This window comes from Desulfosalsimonas sp., assembly GCF_046483245.1.
In the GTDB taxonomy this organism is placed as follows: domain Bacteria; phylum Desulfobacterota; class Desulfobacteria; order Desulfobacterales; family Desulfosalsimonadaceae; genus Desulfosalsimonas.
In genome coordinates this window covers 1-20700 of sequence record NZ_JAWODO010000104.1, presented here as the reverse complement: position 1 = coordinate 20700, position 20700 = coordinate 1, and the positions used below count along the sequence as shown (strand labels likewise).

Genomic DNA, 20700 nt, shown 5'->3' with positions numbered 1-20700 from the left:
AAATTCGACGCCTTGAGCTGTAGAGATGTCGGAAATGAGCAAAACCAGGGCCGCAATGCTTAATAATTGGCCAAGCTTTTTCATCATAGCTGCCACCTCCATATCGAAATGCTGCTTTTACGGGTGAAATAAACGTCTTCCTAATTGCAATCCCCGATACGCCTTCCCTGCAGGTGCTGGGTCATCTTCATGCCGCCCTGCATGACAGTGTTGATAGTTCCCTCGAATGTATCACCCCTGTAGGTGATGGTGCCTTCGCCGTCCATATTGCCCTGGCCGGTATTGCAGTGCATGGTCCAGCTTACAGTATCCCCGCTGGTGCGGACGTTTTTTATTTCGCAGTCTCCGCCGGCTCCTTTGTTTTGTGAACCCTGGGGGACATAATCGTCATTGTTCAGGCATTCTGTATGGGTGAAGCTTTGCTGCGGCATATCAGACGACATTCCGGGAATTTCCAGATCAGTGGTGATCTCCCATTGCCCTTCCTTGATGTTGGGTCCGGCTGCATGCACCGAAACGGATACGGCCGCATAGCACAAGGCAGCCACAGCGATGAGGAAAAAAAATATACCTTTTTTCATAGTCATACCTCCTGAAAAGTTGCCGCAATAAAATACAAGGCGGTGTTAAATTCGGTGCCGGGTATAGACGGCATAAGCCAGCCTGTCCTGAGGATGTGGTGCTTTAAACCGGGAAACACACGAAAAAAATGAAACTGGTTGTCAAAATCATACCGGAAGACGGCTTACGGATAGGTCACGGATAGAAATTTTTGGAAAAATTTTTTACAAAAAATGGAAAAAATATTGATCCATAAAAAGAGGACTCAAAGAGATTCATACATCTCCCGGGTGCGGGCCGAAGGCGCGCAGCCCAGATGCGCTGACATGGCCCGGCTGCATCGCCGGTATTCCAGGATTGCATCGCTTTTACGCCCGAGCCGTGCGTAGCAGGCGATCAGCCGCTGGTAGAAGACTTCCCTGGGCGGATCGATATCCCGGCCCTGCCTGTAGAAAAAAAGCGCTTCCGTCAATTCTCCCCTGTTTTCCAGGTTTTCTCCGAGCCAGAGGCACCATCCGGTTACGCCCTCGCGCAGCCGGTCCCGCATGGGCTCGGTCCATGGCTTTTCCGGGGATTCTTCTGCCAAAAACGGCCCTGAATGCAAGGCGATGGCCTTTCCGAGCAGCAAAGGGATGTAGGGATCTGGTTTATCATGGCCGTGCCCGGCTTGAAGCCGGGAGTTCAGGCTTTCAAGCAGGGTCTGGAGGTACCAGGCATCTATCCAGCATATTTGTTGGTTTAGAAAAATTCTCCCTTCTTCGAGTTTAACTGCTTCATCGTTTTTCAGGAGCCTGCGAAGTCGATGAAGGGTTGTGCTAAGCGCGCTTTCCGCCGCATCCCCTTCGGAATCGGGCCAGAGCATGTCGCACGCGCGGCTTTTTTCCACTCCCTTTGTGCGGCCTGCAGCGAGAATGGCTTTTAACAGATCCAGGGGTCTTTGCTGGGCCTTGCGGCTAAACTGCAGCGGCTGCTGGTCTACCATCACGCTGAATTGGCCGAGAGTAAATATTTTTACCGGCCAGGGCCATTCGGGCACATGGAAAAGTTGTTTTTCGGGCATCAGACCTCGGATCCGGATAAGCCTGCCTACATATTCGGTTTCAATTCCCGCCTCCAGGGCTGCAGCGCACAGTCGCGAAATCATCGGCGGCTGCCAGAAGTAGGTATTCAAATATTCCTGCTCCTTGCCCAGGGCCAGCGCATGGCGTAACTTCTCGGCGCACTTTTCCTTCAGGTCCGCTTCCAGGAATAAATCGGCTTCGGCCAGGGCATATTGAAATTCCATGAACTTGTTGTGCCTCACTGAGTCCAGGCTGTGGCCGGAGGCCAGGCAGTTTTGCGCATCCCGAATTTTCCCCGTTATTTGCATCGCCATTGCTTTTCCCAGTCGGGCCACGGCAAGACTGTGCTTTTCCCCGGATGTAAAAGCAAGTTCCAATGCGGCATCTGCATGATAAACAGCGCTCGCCGGATCTTTTAAAAGCATGGCGCGCCATGCGGTCATCACATGATAGTAACACTTTGCCCAGGCACGGGACATGTCAATATCTGTTGCCGCCCGGTCGAGCATAAGCTTTGCATTTGCAGTATCTTTCAGGCTCAAGTATGCAGCGGCCGCATGGCCCAACAGGAAAACCCGCCATCCTGGAATTTCAATTTCATTTAAAATTGCCAGCCCCTCTTTGAATGCCTGGAAACACCGGTCAAACCTGGCAGTTTTCCAGCAGAAAAAGGCGACCAGATCTTTGTACATGATTTTCAACAGGGACGGAGTTTCCGGGTTTTCCACATACCCGCCGAATCTTTCGATCAGGGCTGCTGCTTCCCGGAAATCGCCGAGCATTAACCGGCAAAAGCCAAGGGGCAGAAAAGCCTGAAGTTTGACCTGTACGGGCTCGCATTTTTCGGCAAGCTGACGGCATCGCTGCATCAAGGACCCCAGCTCCCGGTGGCCCGGATTTCTTAGGACCATGGCAAGAATCATGCTGGAAATGGTCTTGGATTCCACCTCGGGCGAGCTATACGGGGGTGTGCTCTCCAGCAACCGGTCAATTTCGACCAGCCACTCATCCAGCGGAGCGAAAGTGCTGAATATATGCAGGTGGGTGTCGACAACACCTGACCAGGCAAGCATCTGCCCCGGTGTGTCCCTGTTTTCTTTAAATCTCTGATAGGCTTCTTCCAGGAGCTTCCGGGCTTCTTCCGGCCGGTGCGATATGCGGCACATGCCCAGCCAGAACACGAGCCAGGGGTTTTTCTCCATTTCTTCTGGAGGCAGCCGGTTAAGCCGGTACTCCATGATCTGCAGTCCTCCCCTGGAAATGAGCAGGGGCGCGTTCTGCATGAGAATGCGGGTTGTTTCCTCCCAATCGCCGGCATCCAGAAACAATCTCATGGCCTCGACAATAGCGCCTTGGTCTTCGAGTATCCGGGCGGCTTTCTGGCGAAGATCTTTTAGCTCCTGCTCCGGAGTTTCCCGGAACAGACGGTTTAAGAGAAACCTGCGAAAAAGCGGGTGGTACTGGTAATACACAATGTCGACCTTGCGCTGCTCAATAAAAGCATTTGCCTTGCACAGGCGCCATAATGTGCTTTCAGCCCGTGAGTTTTGGCTCAGGCGGGCGGCTGTGGGTCCGGTCATCCATGGAAGCAGGGATGTTTTGCATAAAAAGCTGTGTGTGGCAGCATCGGTTCTGTCCAGGATTTCGCCGGCAAAGTAGTCAAAAATGTTTTCATGCGGCAGACTTGTATGGAGATGTGGGTGTGCCTGGAATTCCCGCGCATTTTCCTCGGTTAAAAGAATCAGGCCTGCGGCCCATCCGTCTGTGAACTGGTGAAGCGCACGCTCCGTGGCATCCGGGAGCTGCTTTCCGCTTTTCTGCCGGATCATCTCGCGGGTTTCTTCCAGTGTCAGCCGCAAATCCGCCCATCCAATAAAAGACATCCGGCCGTTTGCACGCATCCGTATCAGTGTCTGGGGCGGCTCGCTTCTGCTTGACAAAATGACCCTTCTATTTGAAGGGATCTGGCGGAGTCCGGTGCGTATAATTTTATGGAAGGCGCATTTTTCCGGCACTTCCTGGTAGTCATCGAAAATCACCAGGCTTCCCGCTGGCAGGCGCCGGAAAAATTCTTCAAAAAACCAGCCGGCAAATGCGGTTATGCGGGGCGATCCGTCCTCTGTAAAATCCGGTAGACCAGGGCCCCAGAACTCCCGAAGATCAAACCGGGCTGCCCGGGCAAGATAGTAAAACAGGCTTGTCGGATCCTCTTCTTCCTGGTCTATCTGGTACCAAGTGTATGGCGTTCCGCGTGCGTCTAAGTAGGAGGAAAGCAGTGCGGTTTTTCCCGCCCCGGGGGGTCCGCAGACCCATGTTACCGGTTTTTCCAGGCTTTTATCCAGCTTTTCAAAAAGGCGTTTGCGAAAAGTTATCGCCGCAAACTCGGGGCGGGTGATCTTGGCGGGCAGTGAAGCATGCGGCAGGAGCTGCCCGGATGCTGGCTTGCTATCTTTCATGGGTCCTCTCGGCTGCCGGCAAAAGCCTGTGAAGATCTTTCCCGGAAGAGTCCGTGGATACACACATGACGCTTTTATATTGATTCTTATATATATTTATCTATCATTTACTCAACTTTCGGGGTTGATAGTTGAAAGCCTTTAAAATATAACACTCTGAAATTATTGTTAGTATTGACTGGCTTCACTTTCTTTGATACTTTGTTTGCACCAAACAACACAAAGAAAAAGAAAGGAAGCCAGTCAAATGCACCATAACCTTATTTAAGAACAAAATCAAACTGTAATACCTGAAAAACTGAGCATTTTTGCCAATTTCTTTTCTGAATTTAAAAACGGCAGCCTGCTCAATAAGTCAGGCATTTCAAAACCCAAGGGAGCCGCGCCGTTTGCTGTTTTTACCCTCGTTTTCAATCTGACCTTTACCGTAAAGAATAGCTGCAAAGGCGGAGCGTCTGTCAAACAAGCGACTGAAACGATTGACAAGACTTCTTGCCATACCGGGCAGCATTCCCGGGGATTCGCAAAACTTCACCTTGCATTTACCATTCCTCAGATCCCCCAAATCCGGAATGTTGCCAGACCATAGCCGTATGCACTCAGGAAATTATGGACAGGCGGCAGATTGAGCTTTTCTTCAAGGCCCTAAAACAGAACCTGAAGGTGAAAACCTTTGTTGGCAAAAGTGAAAATGCCCTTTACATCCTGATTAGGACAGCATTGATCGCCATGCTCATGGTCAAATTCCTTCAGTTCAAGTCCAGATCTTGCTGTCCGTCCACTGCCGGGGTTCCGGGTGTGGGAAGTTGCTCAGCCGCCGAACAGGCAAATTTTCAGGCGATCCCACTCCCCATTTTTTACCCATTGGTATTTTTCCTTGAAATGCGTGTCGGAAATGTAGAAATCCCCGGATTTTAGGCGTTCGGGGAATTTGTAGACCTGGCTGGGCCCCCCGTTGTACATGGCATACAGGCAGGCGGCCAGACCGTCCCGGTCCAGGGCTTTGATCGTATCTTTTTTGGGCAGGGCATACCGGGTGAGGTAGAGCCCCAGGATTTCAACTCCGGCCTCTGCATTGTAGCCTACGTTCCAGCGCAGGTGCTGCAGGCTGTAGATCCCCCGCCAGACCCGCTCGTGTATTTGCATGAGCCCCACTGAAGTGTTGTTGTAGGACTTAAGAAAGGTGATTTTCTGATTTTTCACAATAAACTGGCGAAAGCAGCTCTCCTGCCAAGCGGTGGCATACACCAGGTCTTCGAACAGGCCTTGGTATTTCCCAGGAATTTTACCCTTTTGCAGGTTTTTTTGCACCGTTGTTTTCAAAATGGCCTTTACCCGGTTCCGGTGGTTGTCCAGGTTATCCCTGGAAACCAGCCACTGCTGCATTTCCTGAAGATTCGGCAGGTCCGCGGGGGTGGCAGCCCGGCAAGGTTTTGGGGATAATACGCCGCTGATGGACGAGATCAGGGACCGGGCCGAGGAGAAACCAGCGCCTGGCTTTTTATGAGAGTCCGATGCATCCTTGTCCCGGATCGGCCCGGAGGTTTCAATGGGCGGGCCCAGACCCAAAAGCTTCCTTAGCACCGGGTTGACCGCGGGCGTGTATTCCAGCATCAGCTGGTTATTCGAGGACAGCATTCGGGCCAGCCGGATCAGGCCGTCCCTGCTGATGTCGATGTTCAGGGCGGGTCCCAGCTGATCCAGCGTTGCAAGCGCGTCGGAGGCGGTGAAGTAAGCCATGTAGGCCCAGGGATCGCCGGCCGGGGCGGATTGGTTTAAATGCGCCCGCAAAATCGGGGACAACTGTTTCCAGGCCCGGAGAAACTGCTGTCTGACGAAATCCTGGCAGTGGGTCTTGCGGGAGAGGGCGTCAACAAACCGGTAACGTGTCTCCAGCAGGACATCGAGGAGGATTTGCCGCTCCTGCGGGCTCAGGGGATCGCCTGCCACTGCCAGCATGGTGGTGACGAGAAAAGCGTCCCAGGTCTTCCAGGTTTTGGTAAAAGACGCCAGTTCTTCAGGGGAAAGTTCTTCAGGGGGCGTTTGCCGGGGCGCTTCGGCGGGCGCCATCTCGCCGGAAAGCCTTATTGTCAGGCTTTGCGGGTCGATGGAAATGTCATCCGGCTTCAGGCTGTCCAGAAACTTCCGGATCCGGGATTGGGTGGCCTCAGGGGCCATGGATAGCAGAAGGGGTTTGAGTTCTTTAACCGGGGGGGTGAGGTCCAGGGAGGGCTCATTGAGTTCATCGAATACCCGGCCTTCAAAAAATTGCCACAATTTGTCCATAACCATGGCCGGCTGCTTTTCCGGAGTCAACAATTGAGAGTCCTGCCAGTCTAATCTCAGCCGCCAGTTTGTTCGGTCAAGCCGGGGTTTGGCGTAAACCCGGGCATATCCCTCCCATTGCACCGGGAACAGGCACCTGTCGCCAACCGATTTTCCGCCCGTCATATTGACCGCCATTTCCAGTCGAATACGACTGTTGTCCAGCGCCAGGCGGGGGTCGGCCAGCCGGATCTGCCGGCAGTTATCCGCCGGGTCTCTTAGAACCAGGGAAGGGCCCGGTTCCGTGAACAAATCCGCCAGCATAAGGGATTGCAGCAATGGATAGTCGATTCGAATCGGGAGGGTGACCGGTTCGGCACATGCCCGGTGGGGCATGAAAAACAGGCAGGGCAGGATCAGTGCCAAGCAGGCAATGCGGAGAAAATGTTTTTTCATCACAAAAGGGCCCTAATCCGTTAAAGGTTAAAATTGACAACCTCGTAAAAAGCTGTTCTGTCCACACCTGCTTTCAGCAGTGCATCGGCAAATTCGTCCGCAACGCCTCTATTTTAAAAAACCCCACGGGTTATTATTCGGGAATGCTGAATTTTTGAATGTCTTCGTCCGTCAGTTCATCGGAGCGCTTAAGCGTCCAATGACCCGTCCATTCCTTAAATACAGAAAGGTTTTGTTGACGGGCTTCGTCGGTTCTGCCTAAGTACTCATACATATTTCCTGAATTTCCGCCCGCAGTGTTGCTGCCATCATCGAGACGGCGCATAATCGCTCCGGCATCATCGCCTATGACAAATACCTTGACCTCCTCGTAGGTCGTCATGCGCGGTCCTATGTTCCGGTTTTCATACTTTTCCTGATCTGCGTCAAATTCTTCCAATGAGGGCGCATGATCGCCATGGCACATGAAGCACTTGCTTTCCATCAAGGGCCGAATATGGTCTTGATAGGTAACCTCTTTATGCGAACTCGCGAAAACAAATGTTGCCGAAATCAAAAGAATACATACCGTCACAATATACCTTTTCATAAGAGACTTCCTTTGCTTGATTTTTTCGTTAAATCCGGAACCTGTTGTGTAATATAAACATAAATTAAAAATGATCTCATACGTTGAAGCAAAAACCCAACAATACTATTCAGGAAACACAAAATGCATATTGAGCCTGGTAGGTGCCTGCGCCGAAACAAAGACCCGAAAAATAATGGTTCATCTACATTCAGTCCTTTCTGGCCGCGCAATGACCAGGAAGCTGTAAGCTTCTATGGGGCGTATCCAGATCGGAATCAGAGAAAAACAATCAACGGCGTGTTGATAAGCCGGGCTAAAATTGTTGGCAAACAGGAAAATTCCTGGCCCGTGGGCAACGCGAGGAGAGGTTGGCCGTGGCCATCTGTGCAAATCTGGAGCTTTCCATGCGAAACCCTTACTTCAAGTACCGGAGCTTTTCTGTATCCCGGAACTGAACTGGCCATTCCGGCTCTTCTTGCACCAGCAGAACCTTTGCGTTAAAGGGCTCTGCCACAATGCCTATAGAAAAGAGTAATCGCATACGGCCTGGGGCTGAGAACAAAAGGTCCCCTCAGATAGACCCTCTTTCAGAAAGTGAAAACGCGAACTTTGGGATCCCTCATCAGAGCCGTCATTTCCGGTGGCTTGGCAACCGCAACCCCCTCTGCCAGATCCGTCTCCGTGTAGACGCTGTTGGGAAGATAAAGTGCGCAAACAGACACAGACGCTCCCTTCTCCACCAGAGCCCCAAGAAGCTTCCCGGGCGTAAAGCCCCTGGGGGCAAGCTGGGGTCCACCGTTGCCTTGCGCCAGGGCCATATCGCCGGCTGCATCACACAGCAGGACATCCACGGTGGCCCCCTCATCGGCCATGGTGTTGGCCAGTACCATAGCCATGCCCTGGGTCTGAGGTGACTCACTTGACAGGATGATAAAAACGTTTTCCACTACACACTCGTGATCAGCCGCCATGGCTGAAAGCGGTAAAAATACAAGTGCTGCAAAAAGCAAGGTAAATGTGATGTGTCGGATCATGATAGCCACCTCTTAATAAATGTTATCGAAAGTGCAGGCTTTAAGGCCCAGCAGTCTGCAAACGGAACAGTTCAACTAAGCATATAAATGATTGGGGATGTCTTTCATGGCAAAAAAACCTCCCGAATATATTATAATCCCAGTTGGCTTGGGGACAAAAAAATTAAAAGAATGAAATGGATTTTGCTGAATTTTCGGGAATCATATGGATGGATCTATATATGGACGGAATTAAATTTCTCAAAACATAATTCAACTGACGACATAACTTGCCACAGAATGGAATATTCCTGGGTCCTCCCCAAAATGCGCCTTGAATCCGCCATTCCTCAAAACCCCTTACCCGAAATTCTGCTGGAGAATAGCCGATGTACATTTTTTGGAATCTAACAAAATATTTGACAGCCAGTTTTTTCGGGCTCATATAGAAGTTAGAATCCGTAGCTCTGTTCCCGTTGGTTTACAAAGGCCAAAGGCTGGGGCTTCTACAATTCAACGACTATAAAAAAGGCCGATTCAAGAAAAAAGATCTCGAAATATTTCAGGCATTGGCGGATAATTTGGCAATGAGGCTTATCCAAATTCTAAATCTGGATCATTGCCTTGAAGATTAAGAAGGTATATATAAAATTTACCCCTCTGGAGCCTCACCGTCAATCCCTAAGTTTCGGATGTGTTTTTCGTATTTTCTGTATCAGGCGCTTTCCGGCATTGCGCTCATAATCCTGTTTGGTGCTGCCATCTGTATTCTGAATGGGTTCCTGAGCTAAAGAAATGACTTGCCGTTGGTCCGGATGAACAATGGAGGCACCAAGAAACTGATGGGAATAAGTGGTTTTTCCAGTTTTTCTGGAAGTTTTCTCCAGACACCCGCTACAGGAGAGGTTCTCGGAAGTAAAGTACTGGGTGCCATCGATTGAGATCAGGTACTGTTTTTTGAAAAACTGAAATTTTTTGAGCTGGTTGGCTCTTTGTAAAAAGCTGAAGAAATCGGAAAATATCGGGTCAAACGATGATGAAGGAATCATGTCGATAACGTCCCGAAGCTGTGTGGCTTTTGGGATTGAGCCGACACCGAATATCGTTTGCAGATTGTTTTTATGACCATCGTCTTGCAGGCGTCTTTGAAAGGCCAGTATCGATGGATCCTGAAAAAACATCATGGCAAAGCCGCTGAGGCAGCAATCATGGATGCTATGAGCAACACTGCCCTCCCGGCGCGGATCTTCAATATGAAGAGCACGCTCTGAGATGGTTTTTCTCAGATTGCTGAAGCTGAGATGTTTTTTCGGTTGCACGCTGGTATCCTCTATATATCGACGATGCTGAAATAGAGGCTACCATATATGGAAAATAGTGTCTAAGTTTTTTATTTTTAATTATATTAAGAGGTTATGTAGTTTTTGAAGGGTAGTTTATTTTTTCTTTTAGAAGAAAAAACAGGCAGAAACATTGCGAAAGGTAAAGGTCATCCGTCTTGATATTGGGGGGTCTTAACGTTCACCGTGAATTGCTGGGACAAAAAGAAAAATTCCACATGAACATTACACATGAACACATGGAATCTTTGGCAAGGTGGCGTCCCCAAGGGGATTTGAACCCCTGTCGCCGGCGTGAAAGGCCGGTGTCCTGGACCGGGCTAGACGATGGGGACGCAAGCATATTCAATATGTATCTGGTGGGCCGTGTTGGACTCGAACCAACGACTCTCTGCTTAAAAGGCAGATACTCTACCAACTGAGTTAACGGCCCCAGTCCAGCGGCTAATAAAGTATTCCTTGTATCGATTCGAACAGGGCCTGTCAATAATAAAATTTAGTCCAAACGGGATTTTTTGCAAGTCCTTTTTGGCCGGTTTCCGTGCACCGTGCTATTTGCGCCAGAATTCCGGCACCAGAAAAATAATCACCGTATAAATTTCCAGTCGGCCCAGAAGCATGCACCAGGACAGCAGCCACTTGCCGAAGTAGGGGATTTCAGAATAATTGCCCACCGGTCCCACCAGGGCCAGGCCCGGGCCGATATTGCCGATGGATGCAGCCACGGCTGAAAACGAGGTGACAAAATCCACGCCCATGGACGCCAGCACAATGGAGCAGAGCACAAAAATGCCCATGTACAGGGCCAGAAAACCCAGGACACTGCTGATGACCACGCCGGATACCGGTTTTCCGCCGATTTTCACGTAAGAAACCGAATGGGGATGCACCAGGTTGAAAAGCTCCTTGTAGCAAAACTTCACGCACAGCATGATGCGCATTATTTTCATGCCGCCGCCGGTGGAGCCCGCAGAGCCCCCGAAAAACATGCAGGTCAAAATGATGAGTTGGGCCACTGCCGGCCACTGGTTATAGTCGGCCGTGGCATAGCCGGTAGTGGTCAGAATGGAAATCACCTGAAAGGCACCATACCGGAAACTTTCCCCGAGGCTTTCATAGACCTGCCCGTTGATAAAAAAGCTGACCACAAAGATCAGCACAACCAGGGTCAACAGATAAAACCGGCATTCCGGATCACGCCAGTAGGCCAGGGGCCGTGCCCGGAGCATCTGGTAATGCAGAAAAAAATTGATCCCTGCAATCACCATAAAGCCCATAATCACGATATCGATATAAAGGCTGTCATAATGGGCGATCGACAGGCCTTTTGTTGAAAACCCGCCGGTGGGCATGGTGGTAAAGGTATGGCAGACCGCGTCATAGACCGTCATGCCGCCGGCCAGCAGCAAAACCACCTCAAGTACGGAAAACAGGACATAGACTTTCCACAGCAGCTTGGCGGTGTCGCTGATCCTGGGCTTTAACTTGTCGGGCATGGGGGTGGGCACCTCTGCCTTATAGAGCTGGAATCCGCCCACTCCCAGAAAGGGCAGAATGGCAATGGTCAAAACGATAATTCCCATGCCGCCGAGCCACTGGATCAAGCTTCGCCAAAATAAAAGCCCCCTTGGCACGGCCTCGATATTGGTCAACACCGAAGCGCCGGTGGTGGTAAATCCGGATACAGACTCAAAAAAGGCATCCACAAACACCGGGAAAAACCCGGAGAAATAAAAGGGAAGCGCCCCGAAAAAGCCGATGGCCGTCCATCCCAGGGCCACGATGGCCATGCCCTCGCGCTGGCTGATATATTCGGTCCTGGGCTGCCGGAAGGTTAAAAACAAAGCCGCGCCGCAAAACACTGCAATTGCCGCAGACATCAGCAGGCTCCGGGCGCTGCCGTCCGCGTAAAACGCCCCCACACCCGCGGGCACAACCAGAGCCAGCCCCAGACAAAAAACCAGGATTGCCGTGTATTGAAACACGAATGCCCAGCGCATCTAGAAAAACTCCAGTTTTACCATGAGAATCTTTTCGATTTTGGAGATAACCTGGCGCTTGGCAAAAATGATGACTCGGTCGCCGGGTTCGATCAGGCTGTCGCCAGAAGGAATGATTACCCGGCCGTTTCTGATGATCCCGATGACCAGCGAGCCTTTGGGAAGACAGGATTTACGAAGGGGTTTTCCTACAATATCAGATGTTTCCAGAGCTTCGGCTTCCAGCACCTCAGCCTGCTCGTCTGTAAGTGTGCGTACCGACAGGACCTTGCCCCGGCGGATATGCTGGAGGATGGTATTGATGGCCGAAAGCCTCGGACTGACCACCTGTTCGATGCCGATTGCCGGCATCAGGGGAAAATAGCTGAACTTGTTTAGTTTGGTAATGGTTTTTCCGGCCCCCATCCGTTTGGCCAGAAGCGAGACCAGGATATTGGTTTCCTCGTCGTTGGTCAAAGTCACCACCGCATCCATTTCCCGGATGTTTTCCTCGATTAAAAGTCGCTGGTCCGAGCCGTCGCCCTGGATGATCACAGCCTTTTTCATTTCCGCGGCCAGCTCGCTGCAGCGTTGTGCCGAACGCTCGATGATCTTTGTCTGGATGCCGCCTTTTTCGAGTACGGCAGCCAGCCGGGTGCCGATACGCCCGCCGCCGACGATCAGCGTTCGGCGCACTGGGCGGGCCTGCTTGTCAAATGCCTTTATAATTGGCACCAAGCCCTTTTCTTCGCTGATAAAGTAAACCAGATCCCCGGCGCTCAGGCGAAAGTCCCCGCCCGGGATGACCAGTTCCTCGTCTCTTACCACGGCTGCCACCAGGATCCGGGGCTCGATTTTTTCCGGGATTTCCTTTAACCGGATACCCGCCAGCCGGCTGCCGGGATCCAGGTACAGGCCCACGAACTTCAGCTTTCCGTCGGCAAAATCACTGACATCCACGGCCCCGGGGATGCGCAGAAACTGCTCAATGCTTTTGACCACCTCGATTTCCGGGTTGATCACCGTGTCAATGTGGGGGGCCTGATCGTGGAACACCTGGTGATAGGCGTCAAAGTCGCCTTCCCGGATCCGGGCGAGCTTCTTTGTGGTCGGCGAGATCACGTCTGCCATCATGCAGGCCACAAGATTGGTTTCATCGCTGTCTGTGACCGCAAGCAAAATCTCCGTCTCCTTTAACCCGGCCTCCTTGAGCACCCGGGGGCTGCTGCCGGATCCGTTTACCGCCTCCACATCGAGGTTGTCTGAAAGGCGCTTGATGGCTTCCGTGTTTCGGTCAATGACCACCACTTCCTTATTTTCAAAGGCCATGCGGCTGGCAATGTGGTATCCCACCTCGCCTGCGCCCACTATGATGATTTTCACCTCAAATTCTCCTTATCCCGGGTTTATGCCGACAAATTTCCCGCAGATCCCGGCAATCCGCCAAGCCAGCCGGGTATGGCGCCTGGCCGGAGTGTCGTTTTTCACTGCGATGGCCATGGCCTTTTTGGCCCCCACCATGACCACCAGGCCCCTTCCACGGGTGACTGCCGTGTAGACCAGGTTGCGCTGCAGCATCATGTAATGCTGGGTCAAAAGCGGCATGACCACCGCCGGAAACTCAGAGCCCTGGGCCTTGTGCACGGATACGGCATATGCGGTCACCACCTCCTCAAGCTCGGTGAACCCATAGCTGATCCGGCGCTCGTCAAAGTCGATCTCCACCTGCCGGGTTTCTTCGTCCAAACCGGAAATGCGCCCCATGTCCCCGTTAAACACCTGCTTGTCGTAATTGTTGCGGGTCTGCATAACTTTGTCATAAAGCCTGAAAACTGTGCTTCCGCTGGCTATCTGAGGGGTGCCCGGATTCAGGGTTTCCTGGAGCACACGGTTTAAAGCCGCCGTGCCGGCAGTGCCCCGGTGCATGGGACTGATCACCTGAATTTCGCTGACGGGATCAAATCCGAATCGCCGGGGAATGCGTTTTGACACCAATTCCACTATGGTGTCAACAACTTTTTCCTGATCGGCCTGCTCGATGAAGAAAAAATCGGTTTCATCGTGGTTTGCATCCATCTGCGGCATCCGGCCGCTGTTGATCCGATGGGCATTTACAATGATGCGGCTTTTGCGGGCCTGGCGGAAAATCTCGGTTAAGCCTACAACCGGCACGGCACCGGAGGCAATAATATCTGCCAGCACGTTTCCCGGCCCCACCGACGGCAGCTGATGCACATCTCCCACCAGCACCAGGGTGGCGGCCGGAGGCACGGCTTTTACCAGGTGATACATGAGCACCGTGTCGATCATGGAGGCTTCGTCCACGATGAGCAGGTCGCATTTTAAGGGATTGTCCTGGTTTTTCTGAAAACCGCCTGCCTGATAGTTAAAGGAAAGCATCCGGTGAATGGTCATAGCCGTATGGCCGGTGGCCTCGCTCATTTTCCTGGCTGCCCGGCCCGTGGGGGCTGCCAGCATGATCTTCGCCGAAAGCTGGTTAAAAATCTCTAACATGGCCCGGATAATTGTGGTCTTGCCCGTGCCCGGACCTCCGGTCAGGACCATGACCTTGTTTTGAGCCGCGCATTTCACCGCCTGCTGCTGTTTTTCCGCAAGTTCAAAATCAAGCCGCTTCTGGACCCATTGCAGGGCCCGGGGGGCGTCAATGGAACGAACCGCCTTGGGTGCGCCCAGCAGACGGACAAAATGACGGGCAATACCGGTTTCACACACGAAAAACCGCTTTAAGTAAACCGCCTGGTCGGCTGCCGGATCTTTTTGTCCTTCATCGTCTATGACCAGTTCCTGGTCTTCGGCTGCTTCCGCAATGGCACCGGAAATGCGCTCTGGTGCCGCCTCCAGGATTTCCATACTTTTTTCCACAAGCAGAGCCCGGGGATAGAACACATGCCCGTCTTCTGCCAACTGGTTGAGTACATACAAAATTCCGGCTTTGATGCGCAGGGGATCTTGCTTTTCAAAACCCAGGCAGGAGGCAATCCGGTCGGCTGTCAAAAACCCGATACCGGAAATATCGGTTGCCATCTGATAAGGGTTGGCGGTGACCACATCAATGGCATCCCGGCCGTATTGCCTGAAAATGCGCACAGCCCAGGCCGCGCTGACCTCGTGGGACTGGAGAAAAACCATGACATTGCGGACCTCGCGCTGCTCGGCCCAGGCAGCTTGGATCATCTCAATGCGTTTTTCGCCAATGCCTTCGACTTCCCGGAGTTTTTCAGGATGGTTTTCAATCACATCCAGTGCAGACTTGCCAAACCGGTCCACAATCCGTTCCGCCATTACCGGACCGATTCCGCGGATCATGCCGGAGCCCAGGTATTTGCGAATTCCGTTGGTAGTCGATGGGGTAATGCTGCGATAGGAGCGAACTTCAAATTGTTCGCCGTAAGTGGGATGAAGTTTCCAGAAGCCGGTGATTTCCAGGGCCTCTCCGGGCGCCGGATCCGTAAACCGACCCACCACGGTCACCGGCTCCCGCCGCCCCCGGACCCGCATCCGGGCCACGGTATAACCGTTTTCCGGATTTGTGTAGGTCACCCGCTCAATCTGGCCGGAAAGGGTCTGATTCTCTGATTCGGCCTGGAAGGTCATGATACGGCATTTTCCGCGAAAAATGGTTGAAAATGCCCAACGCCGATATGGCCTGTGTCAGCCGGAAATCCTGGCCCGGGCCGCGTCGGCAAACATGGAATCCGAATACTCGGAAACAAGCTGCTCAAAGGCCTGCCGGCTTTTTTCCGGCGCTCCCATTTTCTCGTAAAGCAGCCCGAGATTAAACAGGGCATGATCATCAATGACCGTGCTCTGGTTTTCCAGTACCTGCTGAAAATAAGAAATCGCCTGCTCATAGTCTTCCATGGCCGCATGGGCGTGGGCCATGCCGTTTAGCACCAGAAAATTGAACTGATCATTATTTTTCAGCTTTTGCCAGGCGGTCTCATATAATGACAGGGCGCGATCGGGCTCTCCGGTCTCCAGGCACAATGCCGCATACCGGAGCAGGGCCATTTCGCCGGCGTCCGTATACCCGTAATCTTCAATCAGGGCCGCGTAACGGTCCTTGATGCCCTCGTAGGCTTCCGGGTTTTGCTCCGAATCAATGGCCTCTGCCTGCCGGCTGATTTCCAGCAGGCGTGCCGAAGCGTTGTTCTGTGCTTGTGCCAGGAAATAAAACACGCCGGAAAGCACCAAAATCAGGCATATCAGTCCGGCTCCGGCGATGATGAGTTGCTTCTGGTAGGTGAGGGCAACACCTGCAATCTTTTTTAAAAACTGCTGCAGCGAATCATCAGGCAGCTCTGAATGCCCTGTATCTGCCGGCCCGGTGTTTTTTTCAGCCATGTTGCATCACTTTTTATCAAATATTTTAGGCATTTTCCGGCAGCAGCTTCTTGATGCGCTGCCAGCCTGCTTCCTCGACCTTGGCGCCCACCAGCTGACAAACTTCGTATCCGCAGGCCGAACCAAGGTTTCCGCTTTTTGTAAAGGAATAGCCGTTAACCAGGCCAAAAAGAAAACCGGCTGCCCAGAGGTCTCCGGCCCCTGTTGTGTCCACGGCGCATCCGTCACCCAGCGCTTCAACCCGGGTGGTCTCCCCTTTGTGCAGGATCATGCTTCCTCTGGGCCCGGTTTTTAACACCGCGATTTCCGTGTTCCGGCCCAGCTCCTGAAGCGAGGCCTGCTCATCTTTTATGCCGGTATAGGCAAAGGCCTCGTCTTCGTTTGCGATCAGAATGTCAATATAATCGGCCACAATGTCGTTTAACAGGGCCCTGGATTCCTCCACCACATTGAAACTGGCCAGATCCAGGCTGATTCTGGCGCCCGAAGCCTTTGCGGCTTTTAACACCGCCATCATCAGATCCGGATTAAACAGCAGATAGCCTTCCACGTGCACGATGGCCGCACCGTCAAAACATTTCCGGGTGATTTCCTCGGGCCGCATTTCCGCAGACGCCCCCAGATAGGTAAACATGGTGCGCTGGGCATCCGGGGTAATCACCGACAACACCCGGCCGGTGGGCGCTTCGGACCGGAACAGGTACGGCTCCACCCGCTGGGCCATCAGGTCGGTTTCAAACACGTCGCCCAGTTCGTCTTCTCCCCGCTTGCCCACGAAACGGGCGGCTCCGCCCAGGCAGCCGACGCCAACGGCAGTGTTGCAGGCCGATCCGCCGCTGACCACAGTGGGGGGGTTGGCGGTTTTGGATACAAGATCGTCAATAAAGGTCTGCTCCACCAAAGTCATGCCGCCCTTGGCAGCACCAACGGCTTCAAGGAAACTGTCATCCTCCCCGGCCAGCATATCCACGAGTGCCGAACCCACGCACACAATGGCGCTGCGGTCCGGATCAAATGAGATGGTCATATATAAATCCTTTCCTTTAACTTAAAAAATGCGTGACAATTCGAAAATTTACCATACCAGGCCGCTGTAGATCCAGCCCTTTTCCCCGTCAGCATGCTGGATATGGATCCAATCCCCCTTTTCTTCCAAAACCTTGAAAGGAACGCCTTTTTCGGCCTGAAAAGCCACGTCATTGCTGGTACCCGGGCCGGTGCGGATGTTGATCACGCCCTTTTTGGTGATCACGGTTTTGATGTCTGCCACAAGGTCCTTGTGAATCCAGGCCCGGGTGCCTTCGAAATCCTCGAAAAAATACCAGTCACCCTGGGTCTCAAGAACGTCCAAGGGGGTATAGAGCTCCATCTGCCAAAGTTTTTCGTGCTGGGTGCCGGGTCCGGAGCGGGTATTGGCCACATCCACGGATACGGCCATGCGCCGGGCCTCTGCTGCGGCTGTAGCCGCGGCCAGCATTGTGAAAACCATCAGGCAGATGATCATTGCCGTAAATCTGCGCGAAGTTGTTGCCGGATACATGATTGGAAAAACCTCCTGTTTTAGGCTGCCATCAATTGGTTTACCGCCTGTTCAAGCCCGTCAATGCTTAGTTCATACATGGGAAAAATCTGGGCAATGGCGTTGATGGTCCGGGTGTAGGGCCACATGCGGGCGGGCACGGGATTTAACCAGGCATTGTGCGGGAAAGTTTCGGCCAGAAACCGCAACTGTTCAATGCTGGCCTTGCCGCTGCGCTCGTGGGCGTAAATGGAGCCGTCCCTGGCCATCAATTCATAAGGGGCCATGCTGGCATCGCCCACCAAAATCAGGCGCGTGTCCGGATCATTTCTCACAAATTCGGCCACCGGTTTGGGCTTGCGATACCGGGCCGGATCCTCCCACACCGTGTCATAGATGGTGTTGTGGAAGAAATAGGTTTTCAACTCCTTGAACTGGGAGCGGGCGTAATTAAACAGAGTCCGGACCACGTGCACATATGGATCCATGGAGTAGCCACCGTTATCAATGGCCAGGATCACCTTGAGCCGGTCTTTTAAGCGCCGATCAAATACGATCTGGATATCGCCGGCGTTTTTCATGGTCTGATAAATGCTTTCGTCTATATTGAGCTGATCCTTGGGCCCGGCCGGCACAAGGTTGCGCAGGCGCTTTAAGGCCTCGCCCATGGATGACTGGGTCAGGGGCCCCATGCGGGAATAATCCTTGTACCGTCTTTCATTGGCCACCTTAATGGCCGACTGGTTGCGGGATTCGCCGCCCACTCGCAAGCCTCCCGGATGATATCCGGAATGACCCACCGGAGAGGTCCCGCCGGTGCCGATCCACCGGTTTCCTCCGTCATGCCGCTCGGTCTGCTCTTTTAAGCGTTCCTTGAAATATTCAATCAGCTCGTCAGGCGACAAATTCTGCAGATCTGCGGCATTGACCCCCAGGGCATCGGCCACGGACTGCGAATCGGTCAGCCACTGGTCCAGAAGGGCCCTTGCGATCTCGTCAAGCTCAAAACCCTCCATGTCCGGCAATTCCGCACCCTCGAAATAATGGGCAAAAATCTGGTCAAACAGGTCAAAATACCGTTCACTTTTGACCAGAATGGCCCGGGATGCAGTGTAAAAATCCGACAGGGAAAAAATCAGCCCGTTTGCCAGGGCCTTGTGCAGGGTCAAAAAGGCCGTGGGCGTAACCGGCACCCCCGCATCCTTGAGCTTGTAAAAAAACTCCACAAACATGGCATCCCGCCTCTAGAACCGTTTTTTGCGCTGTACCTGATTAGCTGCATACTGATAGTCCTGGCTCTTTTTAAACAACACCCCCAGGTAGGGCAGCTCGCCCTTGGCCAGCTGTTTGGGCTTGAAGTCCGGGTCCGCCGAAAGGGCCCGTATCCAGTTGATCAATTCCCGGGTTGCAGGCTTTTTTTCCACCATGTCGATTTCCCGGAGTTGATAGAAGGTGTTGATGGCATGATCCATCAAGTCTGAATCAATCTCAGGAAAATGCACCTGGATGATTTTGCGCATCATTTTGGGATCCGGAAAGGCAATATGATGAAAATTGCACCGGCCCAGGAAAGGATCGGAAAGATCCTTCTTGGCGTTGGAGGTGATGATGATCACCGGCCTGTGGCGGGCCCGGATGGTTTTGTCGATTTCAATGATGTCAAATTCCATCTGATCGAGCACATCAAGCATGTCATCCTGGAAGTCTGTATCCGCTTTGTCGATTTCATCAATCAGCAAGACGGTGCGTTCTTCCGCGGTAAACGCCTGGCCGATCTTGCCCATCTTGATATAATCCTCGATCCGGCTCACATCCCGGGTGGAATCGCCAAACCGGCTGTCATTGAGCCGGGTGAGGGTATCATACTGGTAAAGGCCGTCAATGAGCTTCATATTGGATTTGACATTTAACACGATCAGCGGCATGTGCAGACTTTCGGCAATGGCATAGGCCAGCATGGTCTTTCCTGTTCCGGGCTCGCCCTTTAACAGCAGGGGCATTTCCAGAGACCTGGAAATATTAACAATCCTTGCCAGTTCCGGGTCCAGGACATAACGTTTTGCACCGCTGAACTGATCTTTTTCCTGTAATTGTTTCGTCATAATTATTCAATCCTGCCTTGTCTGGATATTTGCAGCCGATTGTTAACGGCTGCTGCGTATTTTCTCGGAGACCTGCCGGTTCATGTCAATGACCCGCATGGCATGCTCCAGGGAAAGCGAGCCGGTGCCGCAGCTCGGAGTAATCAGAGACTGCGCGATCACCTGGTCCCTTTCAAAACCCAGTGCTTCAATGCGTTCGGCCTGGTCTTGCCACAGGGAATAGAGAGATTCCGGGGTTTCGGACTCAATAGCTTCGGTATCCCCGGTGGGCACAATTCCCCAGGCAAGAATCCGGCCGTCATTTAAAAACGACCGGATGGCGTCGGCATACAAAATAAATTTGTCAAAATAAGAGTACGCGTCAAAACTGACGATATCCGCATCCGATTCCAGAATCACAGGCCACTCGGCATTGGCACACACATGCACCCCGGCAAGACCGCCTTCGGCATGCACGGCTTCGATGACCTCGGCAAAGCAGGCGTCGATTTCCCCGCGCGACACGCTGATAAATGCAGAGGAGCCGAAGCCGGCAAGGGCGGGCTCATCGAAAAACAGGATCACCGGCAGTCCGTATTTTTTCAACTGGTTGACCTGCCATCGGGCTTTCATGGCGATGAGCTTGACCGCTGCATCGCGGATGTGCTCGTTGTAAAAGGCGGCCCGCCCCTCCTTGTCCACCAGGCCGGTGCCGAATGTAAAGGGTCCGGTTACCTGGCCCTTGACAGCCACGGGCGAACACCGGCCGCGGTCGAGTTCCCGCATGAACACATAAAACCCCGGGGCATCGTCTTCGTGGATGGCGAAACGCGATTCCGCGATGTCCCGGCCGCCTTCGGTCACTTCCATGTAGGCCTCGTAGAAACCCATCAGGGCGTCATCGAAACGCTCATCAGCCGAATCCACGAAAATCTTGTCATTCTGTCGTGTCAGGCCCGGCATTCCTTTGGAAAACTGGGCCACCATGCCTTCGGCGGCAAATTTGGGCAATTGCACCCACAACGGAATATCC

The 20700-nt window shown here is 52.7% G+C and carries 16 protein-coding genes and 2 tRNA genes; 1 reads left to right on the top strand and 17 read right to left on the bottom strand.

The features are described 5' to 3' along the window. Positions 1 to 140: 140 nt before the first annotated feature. The 5 genes from R6U41_RS09265 to R6U41_RS09245 all read right to left on the bottom strand — a co-directional run bounded on the left by R6U41_RS09265 (position 141) and on the right by R6U41_RS09245 (position 8404). Positions 141 to 581: a DUF3617 domain-containing protein gene (locus tag R6U41_RS09265; protein ID WP_410269553.1), complete on the bottom strand. Its 441-nt coding sequence runs from the start codon at positions 579 to 581 to the stop codon at positions 141 to 143. A 245-nt stretch (positions 582 to 826) separates the two neighbouring features. Further along, positions 827 to 4078, bottom strand: coding sequence for a BTAD domain-containing putative transcriptional regulator (locus tag R6U41_RS09260; protein WP_410269552.1), 3252 nt, complete (start codon positions 4076 to 4078; stop codon positions 827 to 829). A gap of 810 nt (positions 4079 to 4888) precedes the next feature. Then, the gene (locus R6U41_RS09255; RefSeq protein WP_410269551.1) at positions 4889 to 6799 is read right to left on the bottom strand and encodes a hypothetical protein; all 1911 of its coding nucleotides are present in this window, start codon (positions 6797 to 6799) and stop codon (positions 4889 to 4891) included. Between the two features lie 133 nt (positions 6800 to 6932). Then, positions 6933 to 7388 carry a hypothetical protein gene (locus R6U41_RS09250; RefSeq protein ID WP_410269550.1) on the bottom strand — a complete coding sequence of 152 codons (456 nt, stop codon included), beginning with the start codon at positions 7386 to 7388 and terminating at the stop codon, positions 6933 to 6935. A 569-nt stretch (positions 7389 to 7957) separates the two neighbouring features. Beyond that, complete coding sequence (locus R6U41_RS09245) at positions 7958 to 8404, bottom strand: hypothetical protein (RefSeq protein WP_410269549.1); 447 nt, start codon at positions 8402 to 8404, stop codon at positions 7958 to 7960. 446 nt (positions 8405 to 8850) lie between these two features. Between R6U41_RS09245 and R6U41_RS09240 the strand changes: the two genes are divergently transcribed. After that, positions 8851 to 9018 (top strand): GAF domain-containing protein, encoded by a 168-nt coding sequence (locus R6U41_RS09240; RefSeq protein ID WP_410269554.1) that lies wholly within the window; start codon positions 8851 to 8853, stop codon positions 9016 to 9018. Positions 9019 to 9057: 39 nt separating this feature from the next. On the opposite strand, the gene R6U41_RS09235 is transcribed toward R6U41_RS09240, so the two are convergent. The 12 genes from R6U41_RS09235 to R6U41_RS09180 all read right to left on the bottom strand — a co-directional run. After that, entirely contained in the window at positions 9058 to 9702 is a 645-nt protein-coding gene (locus R6U41_RS09235) for a hypothetical protein (RefSeq protein ID WP_410269548.1), read from the bottom strand. Between the two features lie 278 nt (positions 9703 to 9980). After that, positions 9981 to 10058, bottom strand: a tRNA-Glu gene (locus tag R6U41_RS09230). Between the two features lie 22 nt (positions 10059 to 10080). Then, positions 10081 to 10156 (bottom strand) — tRNA-Lys (locus R6U41_RS09225). A 118-nt stretch (positions 10157 to 10274) separates the two neighbouring features. Further along, a complete protein-coding gene (locus R6U41_RS09220) occupies positions 10275 to 11723 on the bottom strand; it encodes a TrkH family potassium uptake protein (protein WP_410269547.1) in 1449 nt (482 codons plus the stop codon). Next, positions 11724 to 13085, bottom strand: a complete 1362-nt coding sequence (gene trkA / locus R6U41_RS09215; protein WP_410269546.1) for a Trk system potassium transporter TrkA — start codon at positions 13083 to 13085, stop codon at positions 11724 to 11726. Positions 13086 to 13097: 12 nt separating this feature from the next. After that, positions 13098 to 15317, bottom strand: a complete 2220-nt coding sequence (locus tag R6U41_RS09210) for an ATP-dependent RecD-like DNA helicase (protein WP_410269545.1) — start codon at positions 15315 to 15317, stop codon at positions 13098 to 13100. Positions 15318 to 15374: 57 nt separating this feature from the next. Beyond that, positions 15375 to 16067 (bottom strand): tetratricopeptide repeat protein, encoded by a 693-nt coding sequence (locus tag R6U41_RS09205; RefSeq protein WP_410269544.1) that lies wholly within the window; start codon positions 16065 to 16067, stop codon positions 15375 to 15377. Positions 16068 to 16092: 25 nt separating this feature from the next. Further along, positions 16093 to 17094 carry an adenosine kinase gene (locus R6U41_RS09200; protein WP_410269543.1) on the bottom strand — a complete coding sequence of 334 codons (1002 nt, stop codon included), beginning with the start codon at positions 17092 to 17094 and terminating at the stop codon, positions 16093 to 16095. Positions 17095 to 17142: 48 nt separating this feature from the next. After that, positions 17143 to 17607: an SH3 domain-containing protein gene (locus R6U41_RS09195; protein ID WP_410269542.1), complete on the bottom strand. Its 465-nt coding sequence runs from the start codon at positions 17605 to 17607 to the stop codon at positions 17143 to 17145. Positions 17608 to 17627: 20 nt separating this feature from the next. Beyond that, a complete protein-coding gene (locus R6U41_RS09190) occupies positions 17628 to 18818 on the bottom strand; it encodes a vWA domain-containing protein (protein ID WP_410269541.1) in 1191 nt (396 codons plus the stop codon). Between the two features lie 12 nt (positions 18819 to 18830). Further along, on the bottom strand, positions 18831 to 19688 hold the full coding sequence (locus R6U41_RS09185; protein ID WP_410269540.1) for an AAA family ATPase: 858 nt from the start codon (positions 19686 to 19688) through the stop codon (positions 18831 to 18833). A gap of 42 nt (positions 19689 to 19730) precedes the next feature. Beyond that, positions 19731 to 20700, bottom strand: a 970-nt coding sequence (locus R6U41_RS09180; RefSeq protein ID WP_410269539.1) for a hypothetical protein, incomplete at its 5' end; no start/stop codon positions are given.